This window comes from Thermoanaerobacterium sp. PSU-2, from assembly GCF_002102475.1.
In the GTDB taxonomy this organism is placed as follows: domain Bacteria; phylum Bacillota; class Thermoanaerobacteria; order Thermoanaerobacterales; family Thermoanaerobacteraceae; genus Thermoanaerobacterium.
The window spans coordinates 335,078-347,721 of sequence record NZ_MSQD01000001.1; the positions used below are offsets into that span (position 1 = coordinate 335,078).

General features: G+C 34.9%; 10 protein-coding genes. 1 reads left to right on the top strand and 9 read right to left on the bottom strand.

What is annotated here, in order from left to right; genetic code table 11:
* Positions 1–11: 11 nt before the first annotated feature.
* From BVF91_RS01825 to BVF91_RS01865, 9 genes are all read right to left on the bottom strand, one after another.
* Positions 12–494: a PTS sugar transporter subunit IIA gene (locus BVF91_RS01825; RefSeq protein ID WP_085111824.1), complete on the bottom strand. Its 483-nt coding sequence runs from the start codon at positions 492–494 to the stop codon at positions 12–14.
* A gap of 11 nt (positions 495–505) precedes the next feature.
* A complete protein-coding gene (locus tag BVF91_RS01830; RefSeq protein WP_085111825.1) occupies positions 506–1,348 on the bottom strand; it encodes a MurR/RpiR family transcriptional regulator in 843 nt (280 codons plus the stop codon).
* 129 nt (positions 1,349–1,477) lie between these two features.
* A complete protein-coding gene (locus BVF91_RS01835; RefSeq protein ID WP_085111826.1) occupies positions 1,478–2,788 on the bottom strand; it encodes a 6-phospho-beta-glucosidase in 1,311 nt (436 codons plus the stop codon).
* 99 nt (positions 2,789–2,887) lie between these two features.
* Complete coding sequence (locus tag BVF91_RS01840; RefSeq protein ID WP_085111827.1) at positions 2,888–4,297, bottom strand: glycoside hydrolase family 1 protein; 1,410 nt, start codon at positions 4,295–4,297, stop codon at positions 2,888–2,890.
* 18 nt (positions 4,298–4,315) lie between these two features.
* The gene (locus tag BVF91_RS01845) at positions 4,316–5,794 is read right to left on the bottom strand and encodes a family 1 glycosylhydrolase (RefSeq protein ID WP_085111828.1); all 1,479 of its coding nucleotides are present in this window, start codon (positions 5,792–5,794) and stop codon (positions 4,316–4,318) included.
* A gap of 69 nt (positions 5,795–5,863) precedes the next feature.
* Positions 5,864–7,177, bottom strand: a complete 1,314-nt coding sequence (locus tag BVF91_RS01850) for a PTS sugar transporter subunit IIC (protein WP_085111829.1) — start codon at positions 7,175–7,177, stop codon at positions 5,864–5,866.
* A gap of 240 nt (positions 7,178–7,417) precedes the next feature.
* Positions 7,418–7,717 carry a PTS sugar transporter subunit IIB gene (locus BVF91_RS01855; RefSeq protein ID WP_085111830.1) on the bottom strand — a complete coding sequence of 100 codons (300 nt, stop codon included), beginning with the start codon at positions 7,715–7,717 and terminating at the stop codon, positions 7,418–7,420.
* Between the two features lie 99 nt (positions 7,718–7,816).
* Entirely contained in the window at positions 7,817–8,146 is a 330-nt protein-coding gene (locus BVF91_RS01860) for a PTS lactose/cellobiose transporter subunit IIA (RefSeq protein ID WP_085111831.1), read from the bottom strand.
* A gap of 217 nt (positions 8,147–8,363) precedes the next feature.
* A complete protein-coding gene (locus tag BVF91_RS01865; protein WP_085111832.1) occupies positions 8,364–11,066 on the bottom strand; it encodes a sigma-54-dependent transcriptional regulator in 2,703 nt (900 codons plus the stop codon).
* A gap of 168 nt (positions 11,067–11,234) precedes the next feature.
* On the opposite strand from BVF91_RS01865, the gene BVF91_RS01870 reads away from it, so the two are divergent.
* Positions 11,235–12,623, top strand: coding sequence for an APC family permease (locus tag BVF91_RS01870; RefSeq protein ID WP_085111833.1), 1,389 nt, complete (start codon positions 11,235–11,237; stop codon positions 12,621–12,623).
* The last annotated feature ends 21 nt before the right edge of the window (positions 12,624–12,644 follow it).

The following is a 12,644-nucleotide window of genomic DNA, read 5'->3' on the forward strand; positions in this document are numbered from 1 at the left end:
TGATTAAACAATTAAATAACTGCTTCTATAATATCTGTTTCTCCAGCAGTTACACTACCAATGATTTTATTCATCTCTTTAATTCGCTCCGTATTTATTATGATGATTGGCGATATGAGCGACTTTGCCTTTGATTCTAAAATCAGTTTATTTATTTGCAATAATTTATCTCCAACTTTTACTTTATCGCCTTCATTTATAAATGTCGTAAACCCCTCTCCGTTTAATTTTACGGTATCTACACCAACGTGTATCATTATCTCGATTCCTTCTATTGTCTTGATGCCTATTGCATGTTTTGTTGGGAAAACAGTTGTTATGACACCTTCAACTGGTGATACAAAAATATCCGATTTAGGATTTACGGCTACTCCATCGCCTACAAGCTTTTGAGCAAATACTTCATCTGGAACTTCTACTATATCTACTATCTCGCCATCAACTGGTGCCTTTATCAATAATCTTCTGCAACTTTTTCTGAATATATTTAACATAAAATCCTCCTTCAATATTTTCTTGATGAAACAGCTTCACTTGTATTTTCTAAATATTTAATTATATCTTCATATTTTCTACAAGCAATTACAGAAAACAGTATATCTATGACATTTAATTGTGCTATACGTGATGCCATTGCACCACTTCTAAAAATCGCTTCCGTAGAATATACAAAAAGTTTGATATCTGAAACATTTGTTATGGATGAATTTCCAAATCTTGTTATGCAAATTGTCGTAGCACCTGAATTTTTCGCTATTTTCAAAGCATCTACAGTATCCATTGTTTCACCGGAATAAGATATTCCTACCGCAACATCCCCATTGCTTAGATTTGCAGCAGATGCAAGTTGCATGTGAGAATCGCTGTAAGCTGTACAAGATTTATTTATTCTCATAAATTTCTGTAACATATCTTGTGCAACAATAGCAGATGCTCCAACACCATAAATATCTATTCTATTAGCATTTAATATAGCATCAGCAGCTTTTTGCAGCTCATCTCTATCAAGCATATCCATCGTCTTTTCTATTGCCTGCATATTATTCTTTGATATTTTAACAACGATAGAATTTATATCATCGTTTATATTTACAAAACCTTGAATGCTTTTTGTTTTATATGTATAATCTGCTGAAATTTTTATTTTAAGATCTTGATAACCTTTGTATCCAAGATTTTTGCAAAATCTTACGACACTTGCCTCGCTTGTACCGCTATTTTTCGAAAGTTCACCTATAGATAGTTCCGAAATTTTATCAGCATTTTTTATTATATACTCTGCAACTTTCTTTTCCGACGGCTTTAGATTATTTATAACTGCTTTAATTTTTTCTATATCTCCTGCCATGTTAATGTTTTCACCTCTTCCTATTTATAATTATATTACATGTGAAATAAAATTTCAAGTGTATTTTATTATTTTGTAATTTAGTTTCACAAAATGTCTATAAAAAGCCGGAAAACCCGGCTTTTTTTGTTACCTATATTGTGGCAAGTAATCTATGTTTTCTCTGATAATATCGTCCAAGATTTTTTTAGCTACTGTTGATGATGGTACAAGCGGATGTATTGTTAAAGCTTGAAGTGCAGTATAGTAATCGCCTGTCACACCAGCTTCTATTGTCAATTCCTCGTAAGCTTTCACTGATTGCATCAAACCTCTTATCTTTGTCGGTACATGCCCTATATTTATTGGATGTGCACCATTTTTATCTATCACGGCATTTGTCTCAATAACCACATCATTTGGCAAATCTAAAATTGTGCCATTGTTCTTGACATTTACCACATGAATGTCTTTTTTATCGTTGTATATTGAGTTTATCAGTGAACATGCTGCATCGGAATAGTGAGCTCCACCTCTTTTCTCCAGTTGTGGTGGTTTTACATTGAGATTTGGATCTTTATACAATTCAAACAGCTCTTTTTCAAGCTTTTTGACTTGTTCACCCCTTGTCCCTATCGTTGCTGCATCTTTCTTTTCTTCCTCCAGCATTTTATCTGTAAGATAATAATACCTGTGATATGGGCACGGATACATTCCAAGAGATTTGATAAACTCTGGTTCCCATGGTAAGTCAGGCACATTCTTCATAGACATAGACTTGCCACCTGCAAAGCTATCTATCAATTTCTCTGTTATGTCTTCACCATCCAAATACACATGGGTACCCCATACAAGATGATTAAGCCCTGCAAAATCTATTGACACCCGCTTTACATCTACATCAAGCATTTCTGCAACGCCATATACCATACCTATTGGAACATTACATAGGCCTATCACTTTCACCTTTGTATGCTTTAAAACTGTTTCTGTAATTATACCTGACGGATTTGTAAAGTTAATAAGCCATGCATCTGGAGATAATTCTTCTATATCCTTGCATATATCGAGTATCACCGGTATCGTCCTTTGAGCTTTTGCAAACCCACCAGGACCTGTCGTCTCCTGTCCTATCACATCATATCTTAAAGGTATTTTCTCATCTCTAATTCGAGCATCTAAAAGTCCAACTCTAAACTGTGTCGTCACAAAGTCTGCATCTTTTATTGCCTCACGCCTGTCTAAAGTCAGGTGAATATTAATATCCACACCAGCCTTTTCCACCATTCGCTTTGCGAGATTTCCCACAATCTCTAATTTTTCTTTTCCTTCCTCGATGTCCACAAGGTATAAATCTTTTACAGGCAGCTCATCATACCTTTTTATAAATCCTTCCACCAATTCAGGCGTATAACTTGAACCTCCCCCTATGGTGGCTATTTTCAAACCTTTTTTAGACATTTAAAGAACTCTCCTTCCCGTAGTTATTTTTGATCCTACGGTTATTTTACGCCTTTTGCAGAATAAATCAAAAATTCAATGTTTCTTGTTTGCAATTAATTATATCTTTCCCCCATTAGATTCTATAACATCTTTGTACCAGTAAAAGCTCTTCTTCTTTATCCTTCTTAAGTCCTTTAAATCAAATTCGTCTCTATTGACATAGATAAAGCCATAACGCTTACTTATACCTTGATGCGTACTGACAAGATCAATTGCTGACCAAGGGCAATATCCTATTAAGTTTACACCATCGGTTATCGCCAGCTTAGCTTGTTCTATATGTTTGCGTAAAAAATCAATCCTGTAATCATCATTTACTACATCGCCTTCCTCTAATTTGTCATAAGCACCTAATCCATTCTCTGTTACCAACAGCGGAAGATTATATCTTTCATTTATTTCCCGCAATGTACTGCGAAAACCTACTGGATCAATTTCCCAGCCGAATTGTGTTTTTTCTAAATAAGGATTAGAAACTCCTCTATACACACCTTGTTCTCCAATGGCTATCTGCTGATCTCCAGTTGAATTCTTGTCAGATAGATCATTTTTGCTCTCAGCTACAGTTGATGTTGAATAATAATTAAAAGCTATAAAGTCAGGCTTTCCGCTTTTTAAGATTTCCATATCTCCTTTTTGAATGACAGGTGTATATCCTTTCTCCTCCAAGTAGCTCCATGCTATACTATTGTATCGCCCAAACACAGCAGCATCTAAGTACAGCCAGTTGCGAATTGACGAAAAGTTTGAAGCAGCAATTACATCTTCTGGTTTAGAGCTAGCCGGATAGATTGATATGATATTTGGTGCAGGACCAATTTTTGCATTTGGGCACATTTCATGGCATAGCTTCATAGCTTTTGCCTGGGCCAAAAGCATGTGATGGTTTTGCTGATACAATTCTTTTTGTGGATTTTCTATTTTAGAATCAACAGTTCCAAGAACTGCTCCGTATAAAATCATCATATTTTGTTCATTAATTGTTAACCAGTATTTTACTCTGTCACCGAAGTATTTAAACAATGTTTTAGCATAGTTCTCATAAGCATCTATCGTTTCTCCATTTGACCAACCACCTTTTTCTTGCAATGCATAAGGCAAATCAAAGTGGTACATGGTGACAATAGGTTCAATATTATGTGACAGCAATTCATTAATTAAATCGTTATAGAATGCGATACCTTTTTCATTTATTTCTCCTGTACCTTTTGGATAAATTCTTGTCCATGCAATAGAGAAGCGATAAGCTTTAAGACCCATTTCTGCAAATAAAGCTATATCTTCTTTGTATCGATGATAATGATCGCTTGCTACTTTAAAATCTGATGTTCCTTCAGGATGCTTTCCCATATCAATGACAGAAGGTCCTTTTCCGTCTTCATCCCATGCCCCTTCTACTTGATATGCTGATGTGGATGCTCCCCACAGAAAATCTTTTGGAAATGGTTTTAATTTTGAGTGATTCATTATAAATCTCCTTCCCAGCTAATCTAAATCTTCCCCATTTGTCTCAATTACCTTTTTGTACCAATAGAAACTGTCTTTTTTGCTTCTTTCCAATGTCCCATTTCCCAAATCATCACGAACAACATAGACAAATCCATACCTTTTCTTCATTTCTCCAGTTCCAGCAGAAACCAAGTCAATGCATCCCCACATTGTATATCCCATCAAATCAACACCGTCAATATTCACAGCATCTCTCATTGATTTAATATTTTTGCGCAAATAATCGATACGGTAAGTATCATGTATGCTTCCATCTTCCTCTTTTTTATCATCCCATCCAATGCCATTTTCTACAATCCATAAAGGTTTATGGTAACGATCATATAAAGTATTTAATGCAATTCTCAAACATGCTGGATCAGTAGCCCATCCCCATGCATTTGTCTCTAAATATGGATTTTTTACTCCCATCATAAAATTACCACCACTTTTAGCAACATCTTCGTGTGTTGTAACTGTAGTTGAACCATAACAAGAAAAACTTAGGAAGTCGGCTGTATACTTTTCAATAAGCTCAAAATCTTCAGGTTCTGTATCCAATACAATACCTTCTCTTTCATATTTTTTCAACCGATACGCCGGATAATGTCCACCCGTCTGTACATCTGCATAGAATAATGTTGCCTGCATCATTTCCATAACCTTTAACTGATCATTAGGATCACATGTATAGGCATAAATTGGCTGATACGCCAGCATTTGTCCTACTTTTATATTCTCATTAATTTCATGTGCAGCTTTCACAGCCTTTGCGCTAGCCACAAATTGATTATGAGCTGCTTGTGCTTTGTTTTGAGGTGATGGATCAGACAATCCACCCGCAAGAAAAGGAGCAAACTCCATACAATTAATTTCGTTAAAGGTTAGCCAATACTTTACTTTTCCTTCATAATGTTTAAAAACTGTCTTTGCATAATTTTCAAAGAAATCTATACATTTTCTGTTGGACCAGCCGCCATATTTTATTGTTAATTGAAGAGGTGTTTCATAATGTGATAATGTTACCAGTGGTTCAATGCCATATTTTGCACATTCATCAAAAACTGCATCATAAAATTTCAAACCCTCTTTATTAGGCTCAGCATCATCACCATTGGGAAAAATACGTGCCCAGCTCATACTTAAACGAAAAGCCTTAAAGCCCATTTCGCCCATGTATGCGATGTCTTCTTTATAACGATGGTAAAAGTCACTTGCAACATGGCTTGGATAGTATTCACCATCAATAACTGCAGGAATACAATCTTTAGGAAATTTTACATCTCCCAAAGCAACCACTGACCCTGTTTTACCAGTTTTTATATTTTTATAAGTCACTCGACGAGGAACCGCAATAGAACCCGCTGTCATGACGTCTGCAGTGGTAACCCCCTTCCCTCCTTCATTCCATCCGCCTTCATACTGATTGGCAGCAGTTGCACCGCCCCATAAAAAATCCTTAGGAAAACCTTCCATGATATATTCCTCCTATCATTTCTTATTCTAAAGCACCAGCAGAGCTGGTGCTTTTATTTAAAGTTTTCTCTAACTATCCATATTTTCATATTTTGCTTCTTCTAAAGCAGCAGCTTTTTCTTTTGCCACTAATTGCTTTTCATAAATCTTAAAGAACGGATACCAAACAATCGCAGAAGGAATCAACATTAAATAATCCCAAATCGCATTTTGCCATCTTAATGTCGATAAATATGAACCAAATCCCATTGGAAGCAAAGCTGTGATAGGTATCCATGCGGGTTGCAAGAAACCAAATTTATATCCCAGATATGTGCAAAACATAACAACTGGTATATTTAATACATAAGGAATGGCAAGAATAGGATTGTACATTATTGGCATACCAAATGTAACAGGTTCATTAATTCCAAACCATCCAGGAACAGCACCAATTTTTGAAACCGCCTTAATTTGTTCTGATTTAGAGCGTAATCCCATTAATACAAGAGGTAAAGTATTTCCTGTACCACCAGCAATAGCTATTGTTAAAAATAATGTGACTGGATAAAATACTAATGGTTTGCCAGCTTGATGTAACGCAGCATTTGAAGCTGCCGCTTGAATAATTAAAGGTAAAATAATCGAAATAACAATCATTGTGCCATGAATTCCAAAAGTCCATAATAATGCAGCGAAAATACCCAGAATAAACATACCTGGAAGTGAAGTCAAAGCATTTAAAGGAATTTCTAATACTTTCATAAATCCAGAACACACATTATAAGCCCCTCCAGTAGCTGCTGAAACAATCGTAGACACTGATAAGAAGAAAATGACACTGAATAACAATGGTATAATTGATGCAAAACCGTCTTGTAGGAATGGAGGTACAACATCAGGCATTTTTATGCGAATATTTTTGTCAGCACAGAATTTTTCAATGTGTACAGATATAAATACAACTGCAAAGCCAATAAACATTCCTTGAGCACCAAGATAAGTCATATCAATGCCTGTAATTCCTTGTTTATTTGTAATTAAAGTTCCAGATACCAATAGAAAGCTTACCAATGCATCAACAGCGTTCATTATAGGTGATTTCATTTTTAAATTTTTAGCATAATTATATGCCAATATTGCAACAACCCACAGTGATAATGAATTCATTGTAAATTGATACGGCAGATATAGAATTGAATAAATCTTGCTTTTTGTGCTAAAAAGATTTAACATACTTTCACTGCCTACCGAAGAAAGAATTTGGAATATAGCGCCAACCATGATGATACCCATTAACGACATCATAGTAGCTTGTAATGCAGTTAAAAATCTGTTTTTTCCTAATTTCTGTCCAAAGTCCTGAAGTTTAATCATAAATTTGTTTTCTAATAGATGTTCCATTATACCACTCCCCTTTATATTTTTGTTCTTCAAAACTCTATACTTATTTAGTATCGAGTTTTGCTTTATTTATAAAGGATTAACCTCCAATTTTGACATTCAATATATAATGTGTTATATTAACACATAGAAGACATAGGAGGTATCCTTATAAAACAAGCTTTTAATAACCAATTTACGTTTTTTTTATGATAATTTTATATTGTTCATGTCTTTTTCTTTTTTTGCTTAAAATTCAATTTATCTTTTTGAGTATAGGTCTTTAGCTATTTTCATAATATTAGGGCAGTTACCAACAGCATAATCAAATGACGGAATTGCAGCACATGGCAAACCTGTATTTTCCTTTATTTCTTGTAAGCGGTATGACACTTGAGGGCCAACCAAAATTATATCATAATTTTGATATACATCTTGATACTCCCCCAATCCTACGGCTTTAATATCAAGTTCTTCTCCAACCTGCTTCCAATAGCTTTCCATTTTTTTCATTAAAATGCTTGTTGACATCCCACCAGCGCACACTAATAAAATTTTCATACTTTTCTCCTCCTTTTTTACTCTTTTTTACTAATTTACAAATTTTTAATATTTTACATATTTATAAACATACTTATCACGATATTTTTAAATACCTAATTATTTTACCTTTTCCTCGTCATACAGTTTCTTGTAAAGAAATATAATTTCTTTAATAAGTTCATACGCAAGCATACTTGTCATAAAATGGTCTTGTGCATGTACAAGCAATACATTAATTTCTTGCTTCTCCCCATTAGCCTCTTTAAATAGCAACTCAGTTTGCGCTTTGTGTGCCACATGTGCTACCTCTTCTGATTTAGATAATAATTCTTCTGCTTTTTCAAAATTTCCTTCTTTGGCTTCTTTTAATGCTTGAAATGCAAAAGAACGCGCATCTCCTGAGTTTGCAATGATTGTCATCGACACTAAGCTGATTTCGTCATCCATATATTATCCCTCACTTTCATAGTAAAGTTATGTCTCTTAAGACAAAATCACTATCAAAAATATTTCAATAATGATTTCTTTGCTTTTTATTTATGCAAAAATCATGCCAAATTAAAATTAATTATGCAATTGCAATATCAGTAAGCCTTTTCACTTATTAATGTCTATGTGTATTAACCTGTATTGTTTGTAACCGTAATCAATACACATATGTGTATTAAAGCGAAAAAACTATCATCATTATGCTCACATATTCATCATCTGATAAAGCCATGTCAAAAGCTTCGTTTACTGGTTTTACGGCAGTCTTTATCATTTCGTATTTTGATGTGTTGTTTTCTATGATTGATTTACAGTTTTTGATCCGTATTAATTCGCCATCATTTAATACACGTTCTATTGCACAAGCAAGATGAAGTATTAGACCGATTATTTTGTCATTATCGAGAGTTACATTGTTTTCTGCAATGTTTAGATAAAATTCTTTAAACGCATTGATGTATTTTCCCGCATCAATATTTACGTTTTCTGCGATTATCTCTTTCATGTTGTCTATGGTTTCAAGTGCATCTCTTGAATCAATCATAGCTTTTAAAGATCTTAATTTACGGTTGTCAAACACATCAGTAGTTGAAATGTATTTAACTGTATCATCGCCTGGGTCAAATGCGCTTACTACTGCTAATACATTCTTTTCCCTTTTTATATTCTGTAGCTTTCGCTTAAATTCTCTTTTGTCTTCTATATTTAAAGGTATGATGTCAATGCCTGCTGATTTCAGATCGAGTTTTTTCTCTAAGATGGATTTTAATTTCAATGCTGTGCCTTCACCTGTGATGCAGGCAGTTATTATGACGTCATTTTTAAATCCATTTTGCATCTCAAAGTTGTCCTTATATATCCTTCCTATATAAGGGCTTAAATTAAGCGCAGAATCGTAAACTTCATCAAGTGATGCATTTAATAATGCTTTTCTTCCTGCTTCTAATACCATAGGTGTTGATGCCATTTCAACCGTCTTGACTGGAATACCTGTTTTTTCGTATACCATATCACCAAAGAAAACTAATGAACCCATGTCTACAAGAAGCAATACACCTTTTCCCTTATTCGTCTTCTTAATTAGGTCACATAGGTTGTTAAGAGCGATTTCAGGCTTCTGGTCAAGTGGCATATTGTACCCTACGACAAAATTTTCCCCCAGCAATCTATTTGAAACATCTGCTATAGATGTAGCCGTAGACTCACCATGCATTGCAACTATGACGCTGACCTTTTCTTCATCTTTTTCTTGTTTTATGTCGAGGCACAAAAACATGGTTATAAAGCCTACTTCATCTTCTGGAACCTCTATGTCAAATTCTCTCTCTATCAATTTTTTAAGCTCTTTAGAAACTTCAAACTCATCTTTGTATATCCTTTTTATATCGTCTAATTGATGGTTTTCTATTTTCTTACCGCTTGATATCCTTTCGATTGAGCTGGCAACGTGCATAGAAAGACCATACAGTGTCTTTTCACTAAACTCTCTTTTTAACATTTTTCCTGCATGATTCAGAAAATTATCCACAATATCAACAATTCTCTTGTCGACAACTTTATAAAGTTCCTCTAAATTGTACCTTTTAGCTTCATCAATATACCTTTTTAGATAAGTTTCTATATCCAAATTCATTATGAGTTTTATGTCATCTTCATTTATACCTTTTTTCTCCAGAGATTTACGCTTCTCTTCCAGCGCTTCGTAAAAGTTGAATGATTTACTATCTTCAGATGGAATGATGTCCATTTTGTCTATAGAAAACATTATTTTATCGTCTTTTACAAATTTATCGATTTTATCTTTTTCCTCTTTGTATTTGAAAAGCCCTCTTTTTATATACTGTGGAAGATCTTCTGTGTGTATAACAACTTCTTTGTCCCTATTCATCATGAATCCAAGGTATGCTTTTGCCGCACAAAGCTTTATGTCGCTTTTTAGCTGCCCTATGTTGTTTGGACAATCATAAAGCAGAAATGCTTTCAATGCGTTTGATGTTATTGATATGTCGTTTTTGATTATAGATGCCTCGTCAATCATAAAATTCTTTATTATTTCAAATCTCTCTTCATAAGTTCTTTCTTTTAATGATGGCAAATTTATCACCATCGGGATTCGCCGCGTAAAAGTCTTAAGAAGTATTGATTCCACATTTTCTGTAGTCGCACATATTATAAGCACATCCACTTTATGCTGTGCGTCTGTTTCACCTAAGTGTCTGAACATCCCTTTGTCTATAAGATAAAAAAGCATCTCTTGTCCTTCTGGTGGCAATCTATGAACTTCGTCGAGAAATAGTATTCCTTTGTCCGCTTTCTCCACTATCCCTATCTTGTCTTTATCTGCACCAGTGTACGCCCCTTTTTTCACTCCAAATAGCTGCGCCATGAGAAGCTGTGGATTGTTGGCATAATCAGCACAGTTAAAAGCCACAAATGGAGCATTTGTCTTGATCCTGCCTATCTCTTTGGCGTATTCGTACATTGTTTCCGCAAACATCGACTTGCCTGTACCCGTTTCACCTAATATTAATGTATGAAGTCCATGTGGAGGATACATGATAGCCGCTTTTGCTTGTTGAACAGCATTTTTAAGGCTTAGATTTGAACCAATTATCTTTTTAAAAGCGTCATCTTCCACTGTATTAAGATTTTTGGTCAATTCATCTTGCCTTATGCTGAATAAGACAGGCTTTCCTTCGATTTTATCTATCTTGCCATCCTTGTACATTTTATTTAGATCGCTTGATACATTTGCTCTATGAATATTAAGCTCATTAGATAGATCAATTGCAGAGCATCCTTTTATCACGCCATCATTTTTTAGCTGTCTTAAGCATATCTCTTTAAGCTTCTCGTAAACTTTATCAATCCTTTTCATAAAAAATACCTCCTACAAGGCTATTATATCATAACATAATACACATCAAAACACTTCTTGATGTGTAAATCAAATTTATAAGATTCTTTTTTCTGCAGAATATATACATAGGTATATTTCTATGATAAAATTATTTTGCTAATTAAAAAATTTTAAGGAGGCAAAACTGTGGAAAAAGAAAAGATTCTTAAAGTGCGTGACATCGTCCTTATGAATGTAGTGGCAATCATAGGTTTAAGATGGCTCCCACTTGCCGCAAAATACGGTGCATCTTCTATAATGCTGTGGGTCTTAGCTTCTATTTTGTTCTTCATACCGCAAGGACTTGCAGTAGCTGAGCTATCTACAGGATGGCCTTATGAAGGCGGCTTGTATGTATGGGCAAAGGAAGCATTTGGCGACAAATACGGCTTCTTAACGTCATGGTCATATTGGCTTACAAATGTAGTGTATTATCCGTCTATGCTTATATACATAGCCAGCACTGCTGCTTACATGGTGAACCCTAAGCTTGCAGATAATGACCGATTCGTATCCATATTCATATTTGTACTTTTTTGGATAATAACGCTTGTAAATGTCAATGGTCTTAGCTTAAGCAAATGGCTTTCAAATGCAGGCGGCCTTTTTGGAACAATAATACCGGGAATACTGCTTATCGGTTTTTCTATATACTGGGTTACAGGGCTTCATCAGAAAATTCAAGCAACGTACACGGTTCCATCGCTTTTCCCTAATCTATCAAGTTTAAGCAATATCGTCTTCTTTTCATCCATGATATTTGCTTACGCAGGGCTTGAATTAGCACCGACGCTGGCAGAAAGGACGCAAAACCCTGAGAGAACTTTCCCGAAAGCAATAGTTTTATCTGCTTTCATCATACCAGCATTGTATATCCTGGGCACTATATCCATAACCTTCATAGTTCCTCAAAAGGAAATAGGTTTGGCGACTGGGATAATGCAGGCAATACAAATCATATTCGACAAAATTGGCTTAAAATATTTAATAGGCGTCGCTGCATTTTTGATATTCATAGGAGGCATTGGCGGTATAAATGCATGGATAATAGGCCCAATAAACATGATCTTCACAAGCTCAAAAGGCATCATGCCTAAATTCTTTACAAAGTCCCACGATAAATATGGTACGCCTGTAAATGCCATGGTTACGCAGGCAGTCATCGTAAGTCTTCTTATACTTATGGCTTTTTCGACTCCTACTGTAGAGTCAGCGTATTGGCTTTTATCAGCCATGACATCAATACTCTACTTCATACCATACCTTGTGATGTTTTCTGCACTGATCGTCTTAAGGTATAAAAAGCCCGATGTCAAAAGGCTTTATAAGGTTCCATTTGGAAATTTTGGAGCTTGGCTTGTCGGTGGAATAGGCTTCTTAGTCGTGTTGTTCTCAATAATCCTTTCTATCATTCCACCTGCAGGCATGAATTTAGGAAGCCTTCTTTGGTATGAAGTCAAATTAGTCGGAGGAACACTTCTCTTCTTGATAATAGGCTTCTTAATATACAGAAATTACGAAAAGAAACTTAAGTAAAAGGCATTCCACAATGTGGAA